At 62.9% G+C, this 19,736-nt stretch carries 23 protein-coding genes; 18 read left to right on the top strand and 5 right to left on the bottom strand.

Annotated elements, in window-relative coordinates:
- Positions 1-6: 6 nt before the first annotated feature.
- From BW949_RS14495 to BW949_RS14470, 6 genes are read left to right on the top strand one after another with little or no spacing between them, the layout of a single operon-like run.
- Positions 7-654 (top strand): VirB8 family type IV secretion system protein, encoded by a 648-nt coding sequence (locus tag BW949_RS14495; protein WP_076367416.1) that lies wholly within the window; start codon positions 7-9, stop codon positions 652-654.
- Positions 651-1,352, top strand: a complete 702-nt coding sequence (locus BW949_RS14490) for a TrbG/VirB9 family P-type conjugative transfer protein (protein WP_159440072.1) — start codon at positions 651-653, stop codon at positions 1,350-1,352. Before BW949_RS14495 ends, BW949_RS14490 begins: the two co-directional genes overlap by 4 nt.
- On the top strand, positions 1,349-2,674 hold the full coding sequence (locus tag BW949_RS14485; protein WP_076367346.1) for a TraB/TrbI/VirB10 family type IV secretion system protein: 1,326 nt from the start codon (positions 1,349-1,351) through the stop codon (positions 2,672-2,674). The genes BW949_RS14490 and BW949_RS14485 overlap by 4 nt, the downstream gene beginning before the upstream one ends.
- A gap of 1 nt (position 2,675) precedes the next feature.
- Complete coding sequence (locus BW949_RS14480) at positions 2,676-3,710, top strand: ATPase, T2SS/T4P/T4SS family (protein ID WP_076367344.1); 1,035 nt, start codon at positions 2,676-2,678, stop codon at positions 3,708-3,710.
- A gap of 16 nt (positions 3,711-3,726) precedes the next feature.
- Positions 3,727-4,146, top strand: a complete 420-nt coding sequence (locus BW949_RS14475; RefSeq protein ID WP_076367342.1) for a hypothetical protein — start codon at positions 3,727-3,729, stop codon at positions 4,144-4,146.
- On the top strand, positions 4,146-5,171 hold the full coding sequence (locus tag BW949_RS14470; RefSeq protein ID WP_076367340.1) for a TrbL/VirB6 family protein: 1,026 nt from the start codon (positions 4,146-4,148) through the stop codon (positions 5,169-5,171). Before BW949_RS14475 ends, BW949_RS14470 begins: the two co-directional genes overlap by 1 nt.
- A 163-nt stretch (positions 5,172-5,334) precedes the next feature.
- On the opposite strand, the gene BW949_RS14465 is transcribed toward BW949_RS14470, so the two are convergent.
- Positions 5,335-6,015, bottom strand: coding sequence for a FadR/GntR family transcriptional regulator (locus BW949_RS14465; RefSeq protein ID WP_076367338.1), 681 nt, complete (start codon positions 6,013-6,015; stop codon positions 5,335-5,337).
- An 82-nt stretch (positions 6,016-6,097) separates the two neighbouring features.
- On the opposite strand from BW949_RS14465, the gene BW949_RS14460 reads away from it, so the two are divergent.
- Positions 6,098-6,850: a sulfite exporter TauE/SafE family protein gene (locus tag BW949_RS14460; RefSeq protein ID WP_407947270.1), complete on the top strand. Its 753-nt coding sequence runs from the start codon at positions 6,098-6,100 to the stop codon at positions 6,848-6,850.
- Positions 6,851-6,885: 35 nt separating this feature from the next.
- Here BW949_RS14460 and BW949_RS14455 read toward each other — a convergent pair whose 3' ends face one another.
- The 3 genes from BW949_RS14455 to BW949_RS14445 form a co-directional block, all read right to left on the bottom strand.
- Positions 6,886-7,839, bottom strand: a complete 954-nt coding sequence (locus BW949_RS14455) for a DMT family transporter (RefSeq protein WP_076367336.1) — start codon at positions 7,837-7,839, stop codon at positions 6,886-6,888.
- A 193-nt stretch (positions 7,840-8,032) separates the two neighbouring features.
- Positions 8,033-8,503 carry a DUF411 domain-containing protein gene (locus BW949_RS14450; RefSeq protein WP_076367334.1) on the bottom strand — a complete coding sequence of 157 codons (471 nt, stop codon included), beginning with the start codon at positions 8,501-8,503 and terminating at the stop codon, positions 8,033-8,035.
- A 32-nt stretch (positions 8,504-8,535) separates the two neighbouring features.
- Positions 8,536-9,699 (bottom strand): permease, encoded by a 1,164-nt coding sequence (locus BW949_RS14445; RefSeq protein WP_083947788.1) that lies wholly within the window; start codon positions 9,697-9,699, stop codon positions 8,536-8,538.
- Between the two features lie 173 nt (positions 9,700-9,872).
- Here BW949_RS14445 and BW949_RS14440 point away from each other — a divergent pair, with 173 nt between their 5' ends.
- Positions 9,873-10,301, top strand: a complete 429-nt coding sequence (locus BW949_RS14440) for a MerR family transcriptional regulator (RefSeq protein ID WP_076367332.1) — start codon at positions 9,873-9,875, stop codon at positions 10,299-10,301.
- Positions 10,302-10,368: 67 nt separating this feature from the next.
- Here the strand turns inward: BW949_RS14440 and BW949_RS14435 are convergent, their stop codons facing one another.
- A complete protein-coding gene (locus tag BW949_RS14435) occupies positions 10,369-11,277 on the bottom strand; it encodes a LysR substrate-binding domain-containing protein (RefSeq protein WP_076367330.1) in 909 nt (302 codons plus the stop codon).
- 93 nt (positions 11,278-11,370) lie between these two features.
- On the opposite strand from BW949_RS14435, the gene BW949_RS14430 reads away from it, so the two are divergent.
- Genes BW949_RS14430 through BW949_RS14385 form a run of 10 tightly spaced genes read left to right on the top strand, consistent with a single transcriptional unit; the run spans position 11,371 to position 19,603 of the window.
- A complete protein-coding gene (locus BW949_RS14430) occupies positions 11,371-12,492 on the top strand; it encodes an NAD(P)/FAD-dependent oxidoreductase (protein ID WP_076367328.1) in 1,122 nt (373 codons plus the stop codon).
- Entirely contained in the window at positions 12,458-12,778 is a 321-nt protein-coding gene (locus BW949_RS14425) for a (2Fe-2S)-binding protein (RefSeq protein WP_076367326.1), read from the top strand. Before BW949_RS14430 ends, BW949_RS14425 begins: the two co-directional genes overlap by 35 nt.
- The gene (locus BW949_RS14420) at positions 12,771-14,150 is read left to right on the top strand and encodes an FAD/NAD(P)-dependent oxidoreductase (protein ID WP_076367324.1); all 1,380 of its coding nucleotides are present in this window, start codon (positions 12,771-12,773) and stop codon (positions 14,148-14,150) included. Before BW949_RS14425 ends, BW949_RS14420 begins: the two co-directional genes overlap by 8 nt.
- Positions 14,147-14,917, top strand: a complete 771-nt coding sequence (locus BW949_RS14415) for an ABC transporter ATP-binding protein (RefSeq protein ID WP_076367322.1) — start codon at positions 14,147-14,149, stop codon at positions 14,915-14,917. The genes BW949_RS14420 and BW949_RS14415 overlap by 4 nt, the downstream gene beginning before the upstream one ends.
- A gap of 27 nt (positions 14,918-14,944) precedes the next feature.
- The gene (locus BW949_RS14410; protein WP_076367320.1) at positions 14,945-15,739 is read left to right on the top strand and encodes an ABC transporter substrate-binding protein; all 795 of its coding nucleotides are present in this window, start codon (positions 14,945-14,947) and stop codon (positions 15,737-15,739) included.
- Positions 15,740-15,793: 54 nt separating this feature from the next.
- The gene (locus BW949_RS14405) at positions 15,794-16,483 is read left to right on the top strand and encodes an ABC transporter permease (protein ID WP_076367318.1); all 690 of its coding nucleotides are present in this window, start codon (positions 15,794-15,796) and stop codon (positions 16,481-16,483) included.
- Positions 16,484-16,486: 3 nt separating this feature from the next.
- Positions 16,487-17,245 (top strand): ABC transporter permease, encoded by a 759-nt coding sequence (locus tag BW949_RS14400; protein ID WP_200805145.1) that lies wholly within the window; start codon positions 16,487-16,489, stop codon positions 17,243-17,245.
- Between the two features lie 14 nt (positions 17,246-17,259).
- Positions 17,260-17,616, top strand: a complete 357-nt coding sequence (locus BW949_RS14395; protein WP_076367316.1) for a RidA family protein — start codon at positions 17,260-17,262, stop codon at positions 17,614-17,616.
- Complete coding sequence (gene rocF, locus BW949_RS14390) at positions 17,613-18,536, top strand: arginase (protein ID WP_076367314.1); 924 nt, start codon at positions 17,613-17,615, stop codon at positions 18,534-18,536. The genes BW949_RS14395 and rocF overlap by 4 nt, the downstream gene beginning before the upstream one ends.
- Positions 18,537-18,547: 11 nt before the next feature.
- Positions 18,548-19,603, top strand: a complete 1,056-nt coding sequence (locus BW949_RS14385; protein ID WP_076367312.1) for an ornithine cyclodeaminase — start codon at positions 18,548-18,550, stop codon at positions 19,601-19,603.
- Positions 19,604-19,736: the final 133 nt, after the last annotated feature.

The raw sequence follows: 19,736 nt of genomic DNA, 5'->3' as shown, positions 1-19,736 counted from the left end.
GGCGTGATGACTGCGCGCGAACTCGTGGAAGAGGAACTTGTTTACGGTGCCCTGCGCCGTGAACAGCTTTGGCGAGTGATCGGCCTTTCCGGGGCGGGCTTTGGCGTATTCGGCTGTTTGACGGCTGCGGCTGTCGCGCTGATGATCGAAACGCCGCCTCCCGTGGTTGTGCCCTACGATCCCGCGACCGGGATGGCGCTCCCCAATGCCACGGTTGAAACCGTGTCGCTTTCCGAACGGCCTGCCGTGATCGAAGCGCAAATCTACCGCTACATTCTCGACCGCGAGACCTACAACCAGCTCGACAACGATCTTCGTGTCCACCGTGTCCTCGCACAGTCTTCCGGGTCGGCCGAGGCCAACATGCGCGCGATGTGGACATCGGGTCAGGAGAGCTATCCGCCGACGCGTTACGGGGCTGCGGCCGAGATGGCCGTTGAGATCGCATCGATCACCCTTATTGGCGAGAACCGCGCCCAGGTGCGGCTCAGAAAGCGCCTGACCAGCCCTCAGGGGGTACAGGATGGATCGTTCACTGCCACGTTGATGTACGAATTCCGGCCCGAGCGGACCCGCGCGATCGACGATGTCTGGCAAAACCCTTTCGGATTCACCGTCACCCAATATGCTATCCGATCGGACCGTTCTGAATGACCCGCACTCCAATCTCTGCGCTGCTGGCCGCCAGTATTCTCGCGTTCGCGGGAACGACTGCTTTGGCCGAAACTACGCCCCGTCCAGGTTCTCATGACAATCGCGTGCGCGTCGCGACCTGGACTGAAGGCCAAGTTTACCGTGTCGTCACGACTCTGACCCGCGTCACCACAGTCGAATTCGGTGAGGGTGAAACCATCCGCTCGATCATCGCCGGCGATACGGTCGGGTTTCAATTCGACGGTGTCCCGGGTGGCCGTGCCTTCGCCATCAAGCCAACAGCATCTGGCGTCGCCACCAACATCACCGTCTACACCAACCGTCGCTCCTACTACTTCCATGTCGTCGAAGCCCGGGAGACGCCGCATTATGTCGTACAGTTCCGCTACCCTGAAAACCGCGTGCAACCCACCAGGGCGGTTGCGGCCGATGCGCCGAATGCGAACTATGCGGTCAGCGCCCGAGGAGAGTTCACGCCGACGGCCATCTGGGATGATGGTACCTTCACGTATTTCCGGTTCGCACGGAACGCGCCGGTGCCCGCCATCTTCCGATATTCGAACGGCAGGGAACGCGCGGTGAACAGCCAGGCCTTGAGTGACGGCGTCATCCGCGTGTCTGGCGTCAACCGACAATGGGTCCTTCGCCTTGGCGAAGATGTGGTTTGCGTCCAGGAAGCGGGACAGGCCACATTATGACCGAAGGTACGGAAGACCTCGCCGCGCGCCTCGCGGCTCTCGAAGGATCGACAGGCAAAGCGAAGGCAAACAAGCGGCCTGCACCGCTTGCCGCGATCCTTGGGGTCGTCGGCATCGCGGCAGCAGGTGGTCTGGCGTGGGCTGCGCTACAGCCGTCGGCAGAAGCACCAATGGCGACCGCCGCGCCGGAAGAGTTCCAGACCAGCGGCCCCGGATTCGGAGATCTGGCGCCGATTTCTGCCCCGGAGCCCAGCCAAGCCCCGCCTGCTGACACAGGTCCGAGCGAGTCGGAACTCGCGCTGATGGAAAGTCTTGCGACATTGAGAGCGGAACTCGAGGACCTGCGCGCAAGACCGGCCGAGGCCGCGGACAGCGGGGCGGAGCAGGCGATTGCGGACCTGACGGCGCAAGTTGCCACCTTACAGGAAGCATCCGCCGAGGCGCAGCGTGCCCTCGAGCGGCAGCTGACCGAGCGGGATCGCGAATTGGATCAGCTCCGCATGGACTTGGAACTTGCACGGCTTGCACCACCAGAGCCGACCTCATTGGGACCAAGTGAAGAAGAATTGCGGCTGGCCGAACTCGAAAGGCGGCGCGCTGCTGAAGCTGAGGCCCGCGCAGAGCGTATCGCGTCTCCTATGATCGCCTTCTCCGGGATGGGCGCGGGTGCGGATAGGGAGAACACGCTGGAAGCCGCACGCCTGAATGCAGATGAAGCCTTTGTTCGTTCGGGCGCACAACCTGCGCAGGTGACACGTGCCGAAGTGATCGCGAACCCATCGAACACGGTTGTTCAGGGCACCATGATTCAGGCTGTGACAGAGACGGCCCTCGACAGCACACTGCCCGGCGCGATCCGCGCCATCGTCTCGGAAGACGTCCATTCTTTCGATGGAACGCGTATCCTGATCCCGCGCGGCGCGCGGCTGATCGGGCGCTACCGCTCCGATGTCGCACTCGCCCAATCGCGCGTCATGGTGGCATGGGACCGGATCATCTTGCCCGATAATCAGACCGTGCAGATCAGCGCCTTCGGTGGAGACGAACTCGGCCGTACTGGCACCACGGGGTTTGTCGACACCCGTTTCGCGCAACGCTTCGGCTCCGCCGCGCTGATCTCCTTGATCGGCGCCCTGCCTGCGGCTGCAGCGGGTCAAATCGACAGCGAGGCGGCAGCCGATGTTGCGAATGATGTCGGCACCGACCTGCGCGATAGCACGCAAAGCGTGATGCAGGACTATCTGGCGATCCGGCCAGTGATACATGTCGATCAGGGTACACGGATCACGGTCATGGTTGATCGTGACCTCGAGATTTTCTGACATGGCTGCAAGTTATCTGGAAGCGTCGCTCGACCGTTTCGGCCCCGAGGTCCTGCGCGACGACACGATCGAGATCTGCATCAATCCCGACGGACAAGTCTGGGGCGAATTCCAGGGCGATCACTTCATGCGAGGCCTCGGCACGCCGCTGACCCAAACCGAGATCAAGGACCTCGGCAACCAGATCGCCTCCGCCGCCTCGACGACGCTCAGCACGAAGAAGCCTATCGTCTCGGTCTCGATCCTATATCGAGATCGCCCAATCCGCGCGCAGGTGATCCAGCCGCCGGCAGTCGAGGGCGGTTTCTCGATTTCTCTTAGGTTTTTCTCCTCCCTGCCGCTTGAGAAGGTCAAACTCGGATTCCTTTTCGGCAAGGAACGCAGCCTTGAGGGTCTGCGCCGCGAACGTAACGCCGCGCTGCGCGATGTGGTGACATCCGGCGACATCGGCGCCGCGCTGCGCTTCTGCGTCGAGAACAAGCTCAACATGATCGTCTCGGGTGGCACGTCGACCGGCAAGACGGTTGCGGCGCGCAAGATCCTTTCGCTGATCCCGCCCGAAGAGCGGATCATCACCATCGAGGAGGCGGCCGAGCTGCGCCCCGAGCAGCCCAATGTCGTGACGTTGATCGCGGACCGGGACACGGATGTCCGAAGTGCCGATGTGCTTTTGGCCTCAACGCTTCGCATGCGACCCGACCGGATCGTCCTGGGCGAAGTCCGCGGGCGCGAGGCGATGACGTTTCTCGAGGCAATCAACACCGGCCACGGTGGATCGCTGACTACGCTGCATGCCGAGACCCCACAACTTGCTGTTCGCCGCCTCGCCATCGCCGCCCTGAAAACGGATGTGCCGATGACCTATGCCGACATGATCGATTATATTGAGGGCTCGATCGACGTGATCATTCAGGCAGGCCGCCATGAAGGCGCGCGCGGAATCACCGAGTTCTTCCTGCCGGGTCAAACCACAGATTTGAACCTCGACACGGTCGACGGCAGAGGCAACAAGAGCCCCTCCGTTGCCGCTGAGTAAAAAAGGACCCCCCCAGATGCGAAAACCAATCCTCGCAGTCACGCTTGCCGCCCTTGCGGGCCCACTTGTGGCGCAGACTTCGCCTCAGGTTTCAAACGATCTCACAGTGGATATGTCGCCTCAACAATACCGGATCTGCAACGATCGTCCGGCGCGACCGACCTGGATGGACGAAATCAATCCGCGGGAAGCCTACAAGGCGCTGACGCTGATGGACCTTTACGAACTGCGAGCATGGGAACAGATCGTCGAAACAGGTAGCTGCAACTGCGATATCCGCTTTCCATCCTGGGAAGGTGCCTCGGAAGCATTCAACGAAAGGTACCTCATGGCCTCAGCTGCAGAACACACAGCAGCGCAGCGGAACATCAGGCAGCAGCGCAATGATCTGCGCTACGCAGTACAGGACCTCTGTGAAGCTCAAGGCAACTGGTAATGGGCGTCGTCAGCTGGATGGTCGGAACGGCAGACGCGTTCCTTGTCGATGCGGCTGAGTCCCAGTTCGGGGCCGTGGCAAGCAATACCGGCACGATCGTCCTGCTGATGGTCACGCTTTCGCTAATCGGCGTCTGCATCAACATGGCATTCCAGTTCCGCAGCATGGATGGGGCAAGTTTCTTCTGGTACCTGATCAAGCTCACACTGATAGGCCTCTTCGCCTTCAACTGGGCCAACTTTAATGCGGTTGCGAATGCCGTCATCGGAGGGCTCGACTATGTAGCGGGCGCGCTGGTGTCGTCCGTCGGCGGGGGTGGCGCAGGCGCAACCCATTTCGCGGGAGAGTTCGACAACCTGATCGAGCGCTTCGCGACATATCTGAACGCGATCGGCAGCAATCTGAACTGGATGACAGGCGCGATCCTAGGTGGGATCGGCCTGGTGCTCCTCAGCCTCCTTGGCTTCATGACCGGCATCGTCCTCATATTCGCCAAGATGATGCTGACCCTCATGCTCGGCCTTGCTCCGATCATGATCGCATTGTCGCTCTTCGACGCGACCAAAGATTTCTTCCATAGGTGGGTCTCGACGACGGTCAGCTATGCCTTCTACCCCATCGTCATCGCAGCCATGTTTTCGACCGTCGTCGGCATGGCGAATTCGCTTCTCGCGCAGCTCGGTGATCCGAACTCGGCAACCAACATCGGATCGCTCGTGCCGTTCTTCGTCATGGTTTTCCTAGCCAAGGGGTTTGTGGCAGCAACACCCCTGATCGTTCGCGGCATCTCGGGCAACCTGATGGTGGCGGCCGCGCCCGCGGTCGTCGCTGGGTCGAGCGGGGTCGTGCGAGGGCTCTTCAACACGGCCGGCGTTAAGGGTAGGTCGCGGATCGGTGCGCTGACCACGGGGGAAGCGATCGGGCGAGGCGTAGTACAGAGTCCAGCGGCTGTGCAAGCGGCAGCAAAAACCGCCAGCGCCCAGCTAGTAAGGATGGCGGAAAGGGCGAAAAGGTTGGTCCAGTAATGGATGGTGATGATTTTATTGTTTTTCAGTGAGTTGAACGACGTCGTGTGCAGCTGATGTTCATGTTTCGGTCTCGCATTTTCGCATTCTGCCGTAGAACCGGCGGAGCAGCTGCCGATAGATCCGACCACAAGACGTAAACCTACCGACGTATTCGTTCCAATCAGCCAGTTTCCGACATGTCCGCCCTAATGGTTTCAAGGTGCTCTGTCATGAACGCGGACGCACCTTCCGGATCCTGCTGTTCGATCGCATCGACGATGCGTTCATGCTGATCGCTGTGCAGGGTTTGAAACGCCTGCGTTCCGATACGTCGGTAGGTGCGTTCCCATTCCCGCTGCCAGGCGACCCGACGGCGCACACCCGAGAGGTAGTTTAGAAAGCCGACCAGGATCGGGTTGCCGGAAATCTGCGCCAGCGCGCGGTGGAACACGTCGTCTGCCTGTTCGCAGTCGGCCCGGTCGCGGGCCCTGCGGCCCGCGCCGACCTTCTCGCGCAACAGCGCAACATCGCTGGCATCCGCAAGACGCGCCGCCTCGGCAGCGACCATCGGCTCCAGCAGCATGCGGGCCTGCATGACATCGGGCGGGGTCGCGCCCTCGATCAAGAGCGTATCGCGCATGGGAAGGTGACGCGGCCGCGGTCCGCGAAAGGTGCCCTGACCGACATGGCGCCAGATTGCGCCATCTTTTTCCAGCATCGTGAGGCACGACCGAAGGGTCTGCCGCGAGCAGGCGAGTATTTTCACAAGATCGCGTTCGGCCGGAAATCTCTCTCCCGGTGCCAGATCGTTCAGCACCTCGAGTATTTCGGGATAGATGTCCGCGGCAGACCGTCTCGGCATGGAACTCTCCTTTGCGGACCAATTTGCAGACCAATCGAGAAAAGCGCAAGGACCGGCGCACACCAGAAACGGAGCTTGCGCCATGATGACCGACCTTCTCTTGCTCTGCCTTGCCGGGACGGCGGCGGGCCTCCTCAATGCCGTGGCGGGCGGCGGGACCTTCCTGAGCCTGCCGGCGCTGATCTATGTCGGCGTGCCGCCCGTCGCCGCGAACGCAACCGCAACACTGAGCGCGTTGCCCGGATACCTCAGCAGCGCATGGGGCTTCCGCGGCGACATGCGCGCCGAGGGGACGCTGGGGTTTGCGGCCATCCTCGGCCTTGCGGCCTTTGGCAGCATCCTCGGCGCGCTCCTGCTGATCGTGACGCCGGGCGAGACCTTCCTCTGGATCGTGCCGTGGCTTCTGTTGCTTGCGACCGCGCTATTCGCGGCTGGTCCGATGTTGCTGAAGATCTTGCGCCGTCGCGGGACGGGTGTTGCCGGCCCCGTGCTGTCCGGCACCGCGATCCTCGCCGTTTCGGTCTATGGCGGGTATTTCAACGGTGGCCTCGGGATCATGCTGCTGGCCACGTTCGGCCTGTTGGGGCATGTGGACCTGCACGGCATGAACGGATTGAAGAACGTGCTGTCTGCCTTGCTGTCTCTGGTTTCGGCCGCCGCCTTCGTCTGGGCCGGGCTGATCGTCTGGGAGCAGGCCACCGTCATGGCGGCAAGCGCGATGGCGGGCGGCTATGCCGGCGCTCGGCTAAGCCGCCGGATCGTGCGCACCGATCTGTTGCGCGGGTTCATCACGTTGGTCGGGGCGTCGATGACGGTGGCATTCTTCGTCCTGTAGCGGCGCGGGCGGCGGTCAGCCGCCCGGCCACGGGGTCAGCGCCCGCCACGCCGCCGGCGCGGGACGCGGGCATCGCGCTGCCGTTCCCGGTGGACGATGTAAGCGCCCGAGCCAAGGATGATCGCGACGCCCAGCCAAGTGAGCCCATCCGGGAACTCCGAGAACACGAGGAACCCGGCTGCCGTCGCTCCGACGATCTCCAGATACTGGAACGGCGCCAGCGCCGTCGCCTCGGCATGGCGAAACGCCTCGGCAATCAGCACGAAGCTCGCCGCAGCGAACGCCCCGCAGCCAAGGATCGCGCCCCATGTCCATGCGGGCCGCGTCAGGGGAGCCAGTTCGACGACATCGGCGGCGCTGAGAGCGCACACGACACCGACCATGCCAAGCGCGGCATAGACCGTCGCCCCGCATTGCACCGTGAGACCAGAGCGTGTCGCGCAGGCACGGCGCAACACGATCATGTTGAGCGCATAGGCCGTGGCGGCGACGAGCGGCAGCAGCGTCGCCAGACCAAACTCGGAAAAGCCCGGCCGGATCACGATCAGCGCGCCCACCAGCCCGACGCCCACGGCGGCGTAGCGGCGCGGCCCCGCGACCTCGCCCAGCAGCGGACCTGCCAGCAGAGTCAGGATCAGCGGCTCAGCGAAGAAGATCGCGATGGCCGTTGCGATCGGCATCACCGAGAACGCCGTCACGAGGCTCGTCAGCGTGATCATGACCAGCAGACCTGAGAGCGCGACGACCGGCGAAAACATCGCGCCGCGAAGCCTGCGGCGCAGCAGGACCACGATTGGCAGCAGGCAGAGCCCTTGGGCAAGCAGGCGCCACATCGTCACTTCGACCGGCCCCATGACGCCGGTCAGGATCTTGGCGAAGGTATCGCCGGCCGGAAGCAGTAGCATGGCAAGGGCCATGAAGACCATGCCGGTGTTCGAGCCCGACCATGCGGGCGCGGCGGCGCGGTTCAGGATAAGGGCGTGGTTCATGACATTACCTCACGACGAAAAGCCCGCGCTTGCCGCGCGGGGTGAAGTCTTGGCGTGCCAGACCGGAAAGATGTCCAGGGGGCGGTGTGACGCCATCACACCTTGTCGGGCTCATACGACCGGACGCCAGCCCCTGTCAACAGGGCGTGCCGATCCCGGGCGGAGCCGACCGGCCGGCGCGCCCGATGCGTTGTCAGGCGGCCTCGTAGCGCGCGAAGATCTCAGTGCTGCCGTCGCGGCGGATGAGGAAAACGCCGTAGGCCTCGCGGTTCTCTGCCGGGCCCATGCCGGGCGAGCCGTGGGGCATGCCGGGCACGGCGAGGCCCACGGCATCGGGGCGCTCGGACAGAAGCCTGCGGATATCGGCGGGCGGCACGTGGCCCTCGATGAAATAGCCGTCGACCTCGCCGGTGTGACACGAGATCATCGCCTGCGGAATGCCGTTGTCGAGCTTGTGGCGGATCAGGAGCGTCCCGAATCTGGTCTCCGTGGTCACCTCGAAGCCCTCGACCTGGAGGATGCGCACCCAGGCGTCGCAGCAGCCGCAATTCGGATCCATAAGGACGTGGATCGCAGGCGCGGTCTGGGCGAGACTCAGTTGCGGCGCGAGGACGCCAAGGCTCGCGCCGCCGGCGAGCAGGCTACGTCGGGTTATCTGGTGCATAACGTTTTCTCCGTTCGTAATCGTTTGCATCGTTATCCCGCGGCGTTCAGCGCCCAGCCGATCACGAGGACTTGCGGCACCGTCAGGAGCGGCAGCAGGAGCGCCGCCTTCAGCCGCCCGGTGACCTCACGCAGGACAAGCATCTCGGTGTAGTCGGTGGCCGCACCGGCCATCAGGAAGGTGAACGCGTTGCCGGGCGCCGCGGCGCGGGTCATCAGGTCGGACGCAAGCGGCACGGAGCCTTCCGAACAAACCTCGATGATGGTGGCCGCGACGAGCGTGGTGAAGAGCCCCAGAAGCGTCGCGCCAAACCATGTCGCGAAGATCTCGGTCGGCACCGTCGCCTGAATGAGAGCGGCCAGCACCACCCCGAAGAACAGCCAGCGCAGGACCATGCGGCTCGCCGGGAAGGCGCGCATCGCGATGTCCTTGGCCAAGGCCGCGTCGAAGCGGGTGGCGCGCAGGCCGGCCTTTGCCTCGCGCCAGACGTGGAAGTCGGCCGGCAGGTCCACGCGGTTCGGGTTCGGCTGGACACGGCCCGCGCGCTCCAGCGCTTCGACAGCAAGGCCTGTGAGAAGCGCGATTACGAGCGAGGCCACGAGGAACACCGCCATCCACTCCCAGCCCATCAGGACGCCGATGATGATCGTCAGCGACAGCGAGTTCCACGGGGACGCGATGAGGAACGCGAAGACTTGCCCGAGGCTCGCGCCGCGCTCGTAGAGTTTGGCGCCGACCATCAGAACCCCGTGGTTGCAGAGGTCGAGCAATACGCCCGCCAACACCGCGCGCACGAGGCTCTTCGCCCCCTGGTCCCGGCCGATGATCCCGATGACGAACTCGCGCGGCACTCGGTCGATAAGGCCGACGGCCAACATGCCGACGAGGATGCCCCACCACATCAGGTTCATCATCTCCTGCACGCCGTGGGTGAAGACGCCGAGCCCAAGGGGTGCGTCATGCGGCAGGACGACGGCCGCGGGATAGGCAACGGCTATCACCGCGCCCGAGCCCCAGAGCAGCCAGTCCACTCGTCGCCAGGCCGGCGCACCAGCGGCCACGGCGGGGCCACAGCAGGTGTCCACCGTCGCGTTATCCCCGCCGCAGCAGGACGCCGCCTTCGCCGAAGCAAGGCGAGGGGGATCGTCCGGCAGTGCGAAGGGACGGGATGAGGTGTCGGTGGCGTGGTCGGTCATGGTGTCGGTCTTAACGAGATTCTCTGTTCCGACTTTACAAGTAGGACCTCTAGCAACTGTAGGTTCAAGAGGTTTCTTTCAGAGTTTCATGTGTTTCCGGTCGTTGCGTCATCTGACATCGTTGCAGGCCAGTCTTGTGGAACCTACAGTCGATGTAGAAGAGGGGGCCGCTCATGTTCACCATCGGCACGCTGGCCAAACGCACCGCTACAAAGGTGCAGACGATCCGCTATTATGAGCAGATCGGACTGATGCTGGAGCCGGAACGCACCGGCGGAAGACAACGGCGCTATGGTGACGCAGCGCTCGACCGGCTTGCCTTCATCCGCCATGCACGCGACCTCGGGTTCGGATTGGAGGCGATCCGAGAACTGCTGGATCTGTCTGATCGCCCCGACCGCCCTTGCGCCGATGTTGATACCATCGCCCGGCGGCACCTGGAGGATGTGGAGCAGCGCATCGCGCGGATGGAAACGCTCCGTCTTGAGCTCAAGCGGATGCTGACACAGTGCGGCGAAGGTCGCGTCGCGGATTGCCGCGTACTCGAAGTGCTACGAGATCATGCGGAATGCCTGACGGATCATGGTTTGGATGGACGTTGATCCACACTTCTGCCAACTGCTACAGCCTAGCGCTTAAACGATGCCGTCCCATCGACGCGAAAACGCGTCAGCTTTTGAGCAACCCGTCAAAACCCGCATCGACCAACTCCAAAAAGCGCGTTGCCACACGTGAGGGTTCACGCAATGCGGGCAGAAGCAGATCGTAGCGGAACGGTTGTTCGGGGTGGAGGGGTCTCGAAACGACCTTCCCGACCGCTGCAAAATTCACCGCTGTCACAGGCTCAACAATCGACAGGCCCGCTCCACTGGCCACCAGTTCGCAGATCGACGCAGAAAGCTGAGCTTCTGCGACGATCCGAGGACGCGCCTTTGCACTGGAAAAAAACTCGTCTGTTTCCGAACGTGTGGTGATTTCCGAGCCAAGCGCCACGAAGGGCTGATCGTGAAAATCTGCTGGCTCCAGCCGCTCCTTGTTGCTAAGCGGGTGCCCGATCGGCAGCACGGCCAACATCGGCGCAGTGTAGATCGGGCGTCTTATGACCGCCGGGTGGTCTGTTTCGAGCGACGCAAAGCCAAGATCGAATTGCTGGGAACTCAAGTGCCGCAAGACAGCTTGGGAGCTACGCGTGCGCAATGAAACCGTGATGCCGGGTTCTTCCTTAATGAACGCCGCAATCACACCAGGCAAAAACCTGAGTGCCAGAGCTGGCATGCCCGCGATCAACAGGCTGCCGCGCCGAAACTGGCGAATATCCTCGATCACTCGTGATATTTCGCTCAAGCCGACGAAAGACCGCTCGACCTCTTCATGTAGCGCCAAAGCTTCCGCCGTGGGTATGAGCTGCCGCCCTCGTCTTTCGAAGAGCGCGAAGCCCGCGACATCTTCGAGATCGGACAGCATCCTGCTGACGGACGGTTGTGTCGTATTTAGGACGTCTGCGGCCGCAGTCACCTTTCCGGTCTCGATGACCGCCCGAAAGGCTTCGAGTTGGCGATGAGTCAGGCGATGTAGCATTGTTAATACATATCATAAACGTATGGATATAGCAAAAGGAAGAATTTTTCTTATGCATCTACGCATGCGATTTGTTCCCGCAGGAGGATTCGCATGGCATCTGGCACATCGGATATCGCAATTATCGGCGGCGGCGTCGTGGGCCTGTCCACGGCGCTCGGTCTGTTGCGGTCCGGCCGACAGGTCACCGTGTTCGATGGCGCAGATATGGATCTTCGCGCGTCACAGGGAAATTTCGGCCTGGTATGGCTTCAGGGCAAGGGCGCGGATTTCGCACCCTATGCCGAATGGACGCGGGACGCGGTTGCCGCCTGGCCGGATTTTGCAGGAGGTCTGAAGGATCTGACCGGCACCGACGTCGCACTGGACCAATCGGGCGGGTTCGAGTTCTTTACGGACTCAGAGGAGTTTTCCGACTTCGCGGCAGCCCTCGGGCGACAGCAGGCGGTCCTCGGCAATCGCTTCAGCCATGAGATCGTATCCGGCGACGACCTGCGGCGGTCTCACCCGGGGATCGGTCCGGATGTGGTTGGCGCGAGTTTCTGTCCGCTCGACGGACATGTAAACCCGCTGCGCCTGTTGCAGGTCTTGCGCTGCGCCGTGCTCGGTGCGGGCGGCCGCCTGGTCACCGATGCGCATGTGGTTGACGTGCAAGCCAGCGGAGGCGGCTTCGATCTGACGTTGCGGGACGCTACGCGTGTGACTGCGGAACGAATCGTGCTTTGCGCCGGTCTCGGCACCTCGGCGCTGGCCGGGAAGCTGGGCTTCCGCACCCGCGTCCGACCGCAACGGGGCGAGCTGCTGATCACCGAAAAACTGGCCGAGCGCCTGCCGTTCTTGTCCAGCACGATCCGTCAGGTCGACGAGGGCGGTGTGCAGATCGGCGGCACCAAGGCCGATGCCGGACCGGATGACAGCGAGACCCTCGAAGTGATGGCCGGACTTGCGCGCCACGCGGTGCAGGTCTTTCCGGCGCTTGCCGACGTTCGGGTGGTCCGGGCCTGGGGGGCCCTGCGCGTGATGTCGCCGGACGGGTACCCGGTCTATGCGCGATCTCGCCTGCATCCCGACGCGCATCTAGTGACCTGCCACAGCGGCGTCACCCTCGCACCGCTGCATGCCACTGCGCTGGCAGATTGGATCAACGGCAGCGTTGACGCACCCAACCTGGAGGCCTTCGATGAAAATCGCTTCGCGCTTTCTGACGCCGCCTGAACCGGCCGCGACGATACAGCTGACACTGGATGGTGAGCCGGTCACGGCACGGGCAGGCGATACCGTCGCTGCAGCGCTCTTGGCTCATTCGGGCGACGCCTCGCGGCTGACCGCCAGAGGCGCACCGCGCACCGCCTTTTGCATGATGGGGGTCTGCTTCGACTGCCTGGTCGAGGTGGACGGCCGCCCGAACTGCCAGGGCTGCATGGTGCAAGTGCGCGACGGCATGGTGCTGCGGCGACAGCGCGGACCACGAAAGTTGATGGGAGGCGCTCAAGATGCATGAGCTTGATCTCATCATCATTGGCGCCGGCCCAGCGGGTATGACAGCCGCTGCGACTGCCGCGAAACACGGCGCCCGCGTGTTGCTGTTGGACGAACAACGGCGCTCTGGAGGGCAGATTTATCGCGACGTCGGCGAGACTGACAGCGCAAGGCCGTATCTTGGCAAGGACTACGCGGCGGGCCGCGCGCTTGTTGCGGCGCTGAATGCTCCGGGCATCGACATCGAAGTCGATGCAACCGTCTGGCGCGTCGACGCCGGGCCGCGCGTGATCTGGTCAAGGGGCGGCAAAAGTCATGTGACCAGAGCCCGTCATGTCCTGCTGGCTAGTGGCGCGCAAGAACGCCCCACGCCCTTTCCAGGCTGGACACTTCCGGGTGTGATGCCCGCGGGGGCCGCCCAGATCCTGATGAAAACCTCCGGGCTGTTGCCGCGCGATGCGGTCCTGGCCGGGTCCGGGCCGCTCATCTACCTGATCGCGGCGCAGATGATCGACGCTGGCGCGCGACCTCGGGCGCTGGTCGAAACTCAGTCACCGCGGATGCTGCTGCGCGCCGCGCGACACCTTCCGCGCGCGCTTTTGGCCACACCGACGCTTCTCAAGGGTCTCGGGCTCATCGCCAAGATCAGAGCTGCAGGGATCACGCGCCATATCGGCGCCACCGGGTTCAGCGCCGAGAAGACGGAGAATGGCGATATCCTTTTCAGCTTCACCGCGAAGGGCCATCGCCATCAAATCGCGACGCCGCTTCTGCTGACCCATCAGGGGGTCGTGCCGTCGACGCATATCAGCCGCGCGGCCGGTGTTGCGCATGAATGGAACGAGGCGCAACAGGCGTTCCAAGCGAAGACCGACCCTTGGGGAAGAACCGATGTTCACGGCATTCATGTCGCAGGGGACGGTGCTGGCATCGGCGGTGCCGACGCGGCGAAAGCGGCAGGAAGGCTCGCCGCGCTCGATATTCTGCACCGGCTCGGTCGGCTGACCGAGGATGCCCGGAACCAGACGGCCGCTGCGGACCGCGCCGCACACCGCCGCGCCATGGCGATCCGCCCCTTTCTCGACGCCGCCTATGCTCCCCTGCCGGAAATCCTCGCGCCTGAAGGCGACACCATCGTCTGCCGCTGCGAGGAAATCACCGCCGCAGACATCCACGCTTCGTTGAAAGAAGGTGCGAAAGGTCCGCGTCAGGTAAAAACCGCGACTCGCGCAGGCATGGGCCCCTGCCAGGGGCGCATGTGTGACCTGACCGTTCGCGGCATTCTTGCCAATTGCGGCGCCACGCCCGCGACGCCGCGCGCCCGCTCGCCGATCAAACCCGTCAAGCTCGGCGAACTGGCCGCCCTTACTTCTCATAAGGAAACATCGCCATGACCCAAAACGCTGCCCTGAAAGTTGCCGACATGCATAAGAGTTTCGGCGCACACGAGGTCATCAAAGGCGTCTCGATGGAAGCGCAGAAGGGGGATGTAATTGCCATTCTAGGCGCGTCAGGATCAGGCAAGAGCACCTTTTTGCGCTGCATCAACCTGCTTGAGACGCCGAATTCCGGCGATGTCTATTTGAATGGCGAATTGATGCGTATGAAAACCAATCGGCATGGAGAGCCCGTTCCCGCCGATCTGCGGCAGGTCGAGCGGATGCGCACGAAGCTCGCGATGGTTTTCCAAGGGTTCAACCTGTGGTCGCACATGACCGTGATGGAAAACGTCCTGGAAGGCCCTGTCTACGTTCAGGGCCTGTCGAAGGCCGAAGCGCGCGACAAGGCCGAGGCCCTTCTGGCCAAGGTAGGACTGTCGAACCGTGCAGAATACTACCCTGCTCATCTGTCCGGCGGCCAGCAGCAGCGCGTGGCTATCGCGCGCGCGCTCGCGATGGATCCGGACGTGATGCTCTTTGATGAGCCGACCTCAGCGCTGGACCCCGAGCTCGTTGGCGAGGTTCTGGGCGTGATGCGCGATCTGGCCGAGGAGGGCCGCACCATGCTGGTGGTCACGCACGAAATGGGCTTCGCCCGGGACGTTTCGTCAAAGACCGTGTTCCTGCACCAGGGTGAGGTTTGCGAAGAAGGCCCACCCGGCAAACTGTTTTCCAATCCCGAAACCGAGCAATTCCGGACATTCCTGTCGCGGATGAACTGATCGACCAACCCCAAGGAGAAGAGACCCATGATCAGAAGAACCTTTCTTGCCACCGTTGCCGCGCTGGCGGTTACCGTCCCTGCCTTTGCCCAGGACGCCCTGCGCATCGGCGTCGAGGGCGCCTACCCGCCGTTTTCCTACAAGGAGGCCGATGGCACCCTGGCCGGTTTCGATATCGAAATCGCCAATGCGCTCTGTGCCGAGATGAACCGCGACTGCACGCTGGTCGAACAGGAGTGGGACGGCATGATCCCGGCGCTCAAGGCGCGCAAGTTCGATGCGATCGTGGCGTCGATGTCGATCACCGAGGAACGCAAGCGCCAGATCGACTTCTCGGAGAAATACTACCAGACGCCGGCCCGGATCGTGGCGCCGAAGGATGCCACATTCGAAGGCACGCCCGAGGGGCTGGCCGGCAAGCGGATCGGCGTCCAGCGCGGCGCGACGCATCAGTGCTACGCCGAAAAGACCTTCCCCGATGCCGAGATCGTGCTCTACGGCACGCAAGAGGAGGTGTTCCGGGATCTGGTTCTGGGTCGCATCGACGTGCAGCTTTCGGACTCGCTGATCGCGCAGGAGAGCTTTCTCAGCAAGGATGAAGGTGCGGATTACGGATTCCTCGGCGGCGATCACACCGACGTGGAGTGCTATGGAGAAGGTGTCGGCATCGCGGTGCGAAAAGGTGACGACGAACTGCGTGAGGCGCTGAGTGCGGCGATCACCGCAATCCGCGAGAACGGCACCTATACAGAAATCAATGACAAGTACTTCCCCTTCGACATCTACGGTGGCCGTCCGGCCTCGGCAGACGCGTCAAACTGATCGCAACGGGGCGGGGGCGGCAAGTGCCGCCCCGTCGGCCCGGAGGAGTGGCCCATGGACCTGATACTGGAATACAAGGCGCAGCTTGTCGCCGGAACGCTCATGACGATCCAGCTGGCGCTGGTCTCGCTGGCCATCGCGCTTGTCTTCGGGCTTCTGGGTGCCTGGGCAAAGCTCTCGGGCAACCGTGCCGCGCAGCGTCTGGCCGGGGCCTACACCACCGTTGTGCGCGGCGTGCCCGATCTCGTCCTGATCCTGCTGGTATTTTTTGGCGGCCAAGTGACGATCAACTGGATCGGCTATGCGACCGGTCTTTGGGACTACGTCGAAATCAGCAAATTCATTGCTGGAGCCGCGACCATCGGCGTGATTTTTGGCGCATATTTCACTGAAACCTTTCGCGGCGCGATCATGGCGATCCCACGCGGCCAGATCGAGGCCGGGATCAGCTGCGGCATGCCGAGGCAACTGATATTTCGCCACATCATCTGGCCGCAGATGGTGCGCTATGCGTTGCCGGGATTCACCAACAACTGGTTGGTGCAGCTGAAGACCACCGCGCTGGTCTCGGTGATCGGGTTGCAGGATCTCGTCTACAACGCCTTCACCGCGGGGCGCTCCACCGGCCAGCTTTTTACCTTCATGGCCGCAGCCTTCGTCATCTACCTGGTGCTGACCGCCATCTCCGACCTCGGCCTGCGCGCGCTCGACCGCCGTTACAGCCGCGGCGTAGTGAGGGCCTGAGCCATGGAAACCTTCCTGTCCTACATCCCACTCGACATCGCCCTGATCGCCGAGAATTTCGACCGCTTCTTCTACGGCGTCTGGATGACGCTCAACCTGACGGTCCTGTCGCTGCTGCTCGGCGGCCTGCTGGCGATCCCGATGGCGATTGCGCGGGCATCGCGCCATCCGGTACTCAACCCGATGGTCTGGAGCTATACCTACGTCCTGCGGGGCACGCCGCTGCTGGTGCAGACCTATTTGATCTACTACGGCCTCGGCCAGTTCGAGACAGTCCGCCAAAGCTGGCTCTGGGATCCGATCCTGTCCTCGGCTTGGTGGTGCGCACTTATTGCCTTCACGCTGAACACGGCAGCTTACACGACGGAACTGCTACGCGGTGCCATCGTCGACACACCCACGGGCGAGGTCGAGGCGGCTATCGCCACGGGCCACTCCTACCGCAGCCGAATGCGCCGCATAATTCTGCCCTCGGCCTTCCGCCGCGCCATCCCGGCCTACTCCAACGAAGTCATCTTCATGCTGCATGGCTCGGTCGTCGCCAGCACGATCACTCTGCAGGATATCTTGGGCGTCGGGCGCTGGCTCAATGGCCGCTACTACCTAGCCTATGAAGGCTTTATCACCGCCGCGCTTCTCTACTTTTTGATCGTCTTCGCCATCACCCGCGTCTTCCGCTGGATCGAACGGCGTTACCTGCGCCACCTGACCCGGCGTGAAACGACGATGGATGCCCCGGCGACACCCGAACCAACGCGATAGCCAAGGACCGAACCATGATCGAACGAACGCACACCAGTGCCCGGATGAGCAAGATCGTCAAGCACGGGCATACCGTCTACCTCTGCGGACAGGTCGGCAGCGGCCCGGACGTGACCGCGCAGACCCGCGATTGCCTGTCCCGCGTCGAGACCTTGCTGGACGAGGCCGGGTCGTCGAAGGCGCATATCCTGCAAGCCGTGGTCTGGCTGGCACATATGAGCGATTTCGATGCGATGAACGCGGTCTGGGACGCCTGGGTGCCTCAAGGCTACGCCCCTGCGCGTGCCTGCGGCGAAGCACGCCTTGCCGGGTCAGATTTGTTGGTCGAGGTGATCGTCACAGCCGCCATCATTGATGGAGGTGACGCATGAGCACGCAAACATGCATCTTGATCGGTGCCGGCATGGATTGCGGCAAGCGCAGGCGGGGCTGCATCATGGGCCCGGATGCCTATCGCACGGCAGGATTAGCCGGGACTCTGAACGATCTCGGCTGGCAGGTCGAGGATCGCGGCAACATCGACGCGCCACAATGGGTGCCCGACGCGCCTAAGGGCAAGGTCCACGCACGAGAGGAATGCATCGCGTGGACCAAGCTCTTGGCGCAAGCAGCCGAGACCGCCATTCAGGATGGTTTTCCGATTTTCCTTGGCGGCGATCATGCCTTGTCGCTGGGGACGGTGGCGGGCGTGGCGACCCATGCAGCACGGATCGACAGACCGCTCTTCGTTCTCTGGCTGGACGCGCATCCCGACATCAACAGCCCGGAAACTACCGCGTCGGGCAATCTGCACGGAACGCCCATCGCCTATGTCACCGGGCAGGACGGGTTCGAAGGCTTTCCCGCGGTCCAATCGCCCGTGCCGGCCGAAAACGTCTGTTTCATCGGGCTGCGCTCGGTCGACGCGCCGGAACGGGATTTCATCATCCGCTCAGGCATGACCGCCATCGACATGCGCCAGATCGACGAGCGCGGCATAGCCGCCCCGCTGGCGGAGTTCTTGCACAAGGTCTCTGCCGCAGACGGAATGCTGCACGTCTCACTCGATGTCGATTTCCTGGAACCTGCCATCGCGCCCGCGGCGGGCACCACGGTTCCGGGGGGCGCAACTTTCCGCGAGGCGCATCTGGTCATGGAGATGCTGCATGACAGTGGGCTCGTGACTTCGCTCGATCTGGTCGAGCTGAATCCTTACCTCGACGATCGGGGGCGGACAGCCTCGCTCATGGTCGATCTGACCGCCTCGCTTTTCGGTCGGCGCGTCTTCGACCGACCGACTCGCAGTTATTGAGGAGATCCATCATGCCCGCACCCGCACCTTCCGAACTCGCCTTCATTCGCTTTGTCAGCGTCGAGAACATGATGAAGCTCGTCCACAGCATCGGCGTAGAGACGGTGTTGAAAGACCTCGCCCGCTACATCGAGGACGACTTTCGCCGCTGGGAGAAATTCGACAAGACCCCGCGCGTCGCCAGTCATTCCGCCGAGGGCGTGATCGAACTGATGCCGACCTCTGACGGTGAGGATTACGGGTTCAAATACGTCAACGGCCACCCGAAGAATACCAAGGAAGGTCTTCAGACTGTCACCGCCTTTGGCCTGCTCGCACGGGTCGACACCGGCTACCCGGAACTTCTGACCGAGATGACACTACTCACCGCTCTGCGCACAGCGGCGACGAGCGCGATGGTCGCCAGCCACCTCGCACCGAAGGGCGCGCGTGTTATGGCGATGATCGGCAACGGCGCGCAATCAGAATTCCAGGCGCTGGCGATGCGGGCAATCTGCGGCATCGACACGCTCCGGCTTTACGACATCGACCGGGCGGCCACCGAAAAGGCGGTGGGCAATTTGAAGGGGCTGGGGTTCGACCTGGTGCCCTGCGCCACGCCGGAAGAGGCCATCGAAGGCGCGCAGATCATCACCACCTGCACAGCCGACAAGCAATATGCCACCATCCTGACCGACAATATGGTAGGCGCGGGCCAGCACATCAACGCAATCGGCGGCGACTGCCCGGGCAAGACCGAACTGCACAAGGATATCCTGACCCGCTCCGATGTATTCGTGGAATACCCGCCTCAGACGAGGATCGAGGGCGAGATCCAGCAGATGCCGGAGGATTTTTCCGTCACCGAGATGTGGCAGGTCATCACTGGCGCCGCCCCCGGCCGCGTGAATGACCGCCAGATCACGCTCTTCGACGGGGTCGGCTTCGCCATCGAGGATTTCAGCGCATTGCGCTATCTGCGTGACCGGCTAAAAGACCACCCCTTCTACCAGGAGCTCGACATTATCGCCGACCCCGACGATCCGCGCGACCTGTTTGGGATGTTGGAGCGGTCAAAGCAGCATTAAGTTCCGCGACTTCAATCTCTTGTCCTCTATTGAGGTGTCGAAGATTATTCTTGGGAGAGCACGGACTAAGCGGGTCTCAACCACCAGAAAAACTCGATCGAGGGCAGTGACTCCTTTCAAAAAACCGACGAAT

The organism is Phaeovulum vinaykumarii (genome assembly GCF_900156695.1).
In the GTDB taxonomy this organism is placed as follows: Bacteria; Pseudomonadota; Alphaproteobacteria; order Rhodobacterales; family Rhodobacteraceae; genus Bieblia_A; species Bieblia_A vinaykumarii.
Note: the sequence above shows the minus strand (reverse complement) of the source record. Positions and strands in the feature narration are given on the sequence as shown.

Bases quoted from the DNA above. Each gene is read 5' to 3' on its own strand.
- BW949_RS14440 (WP_076367332.1), top strand. From the start codon at position 9,873: ATGTTCACCATCGGCACGCTGGCCAAACGCACCGCTACAAAGGTGCAG.
- BW949_RS14475 (WP_076367342.1), top strand. From the start codon at position 3,727: ATGCGAAAACCAATCCTCGCAGTCACGCTTGCCGCCCTTGCGGGCCCA.
- BW949_RS14420 (WP_076367324.1), top strand. From the start codon at position 12,771: ATGCATGAGCTTGATCTCATCATCATTGGCGCCGGCCCAGCGGGTATG.
- BW949_RS14400 (WP_200805145.1), top strand. From the start codon at position 16,487: ATGGAAACCTTCCTGTCCTACATCCCACTCGACATCGCCCTGATCGCC.
- BW949_RS14465 (WP_076367338.1), bottom strand. From the start codon at position 6,015: ATGCCGAGACGGTCTGCCGCGGACATCTATCCCGAAATACTCGAGGTG.
- BW949_RS14415 (WP_076367322.1), top strand. From the start codon at position 14,147: ATGACCCAAAACGCTGCCCTGAAAGTTGCCGACATGCATAAGAGTTTC.
- BW949_RS14480 (WP_076367344.1), top strand. From the start codon at position 2,676: ATGGCTGCAAGTTATCTGGAAGCGTCGCTCGACCGTTTCGGCCCCGAG.
- BW949_RS14485 (WP_076367346.1), top strand. From the start codon at position 1,349: ATGACCGAAGGTACGGAAGACCTCGCCGCGCGCCTCGCGGCTCTCGAA.
- BW949_RS14410 (WP_076367320.1), top strand. From the start codon at position 14,945: ATGATCAGAAGAACCTTTCTTGCCACCGTTGCCGCGCTGGCGGTTACC.
- BW949_RS14405 (WP_076367318.1), top strand. From the start codon at position 15,794: ATGGACCTGATACTGGAATACAAGGCGCAGCTTGTCGCCGGAACGCTC.
- BW949_RS14470 (WP_076367340.1), top strand. From the start codon at position 4,146: ATGGGCGTCGTCAGCTGGATGGTCGGAACGGCAGACGCGTTCCTTGTC.
- BW949_RS14445 (WP_083947788.1), bottom strand. From the start codon at position 9,699: ATGACCGACCACGCCACCGACACCTCATCCCGTCCCTTCGCACTGCCG.
- BW949_RS14435 (WP_076367330.1), bottom strand. From the start codon at position 11,277: ATGCTACATCGCCTGACTCATCGCCAACTCGAAGCCTTTCGGGCGGTC.
- BW949_RS14455 (WP_076367336.1), bottom strand. From the start codon at position 7,839: ATGAACCACGCCCTTATCCTGAACCGCGCCGCCGCGCCCGCATGGTCG.
- BW949_RS14460 (WP_407947270.1), top strand. From the start codon at position 6,098: ATGATGACCGACCTTCTCTTGCTCTGCCTTGCCGGGACGGCGGCGGGC.
- BW949_RS14425 (WP_076367326.1), top strand. From the start codon at position 12,458: ATGAAAATCGCTTCGCGCTTTCTGACGCCGCCTGAACCGGCCGCGACG.
- BW949_RS14495 (WP_076367416.1), top strand. From the start codon at position 7: ATGACTGCGCGCGAACTCGTGGAAGAGGAACTTGTTTACGGTGCCCTG.
- BW949_RS14385 (WP_076367312.1), top strand. From the start codon at position 18,548: ATGCCCGCACCCGCACCTTCCGAACTCGCCTTCATTCGCTTTGTCAGC.
- BW949_RS14450 (WP_076367334.1), bottom strand. From the start codon at position 8,503: ATGCACCAGATAACCCGACGTAGCCTGCTCGCCGGCGGCGCGAGCCTT.
- rocF (WP_076367314.1), top strand. From the start codon at position 17,613: ATGAGCACGCAAACATGCATCTTGATCGGTGCCGGCATGGATTGCGGC.
- BW949_RS14490 (WP_159440072.1), top strand. From the start codon at position 651: ATGACCCGCACTCCAATCTCTGCGCTGCTGGCCGCCAGTATTCTCGCG.
- BW949_RS14395 (WP_076367316.1), top strand. From the start codon at position 17,260: ATGATCGAACGAACGCACACCAGTGCCCGGATGAGCAAGATCGTCAAG.
- BW949_RS14430 (WP_076367328.1), top strand. From the start codon at position 11,371: ATGGCATCTGGCACATCGGATATCGCAATTATCGGCGGCGGCGTCGTG.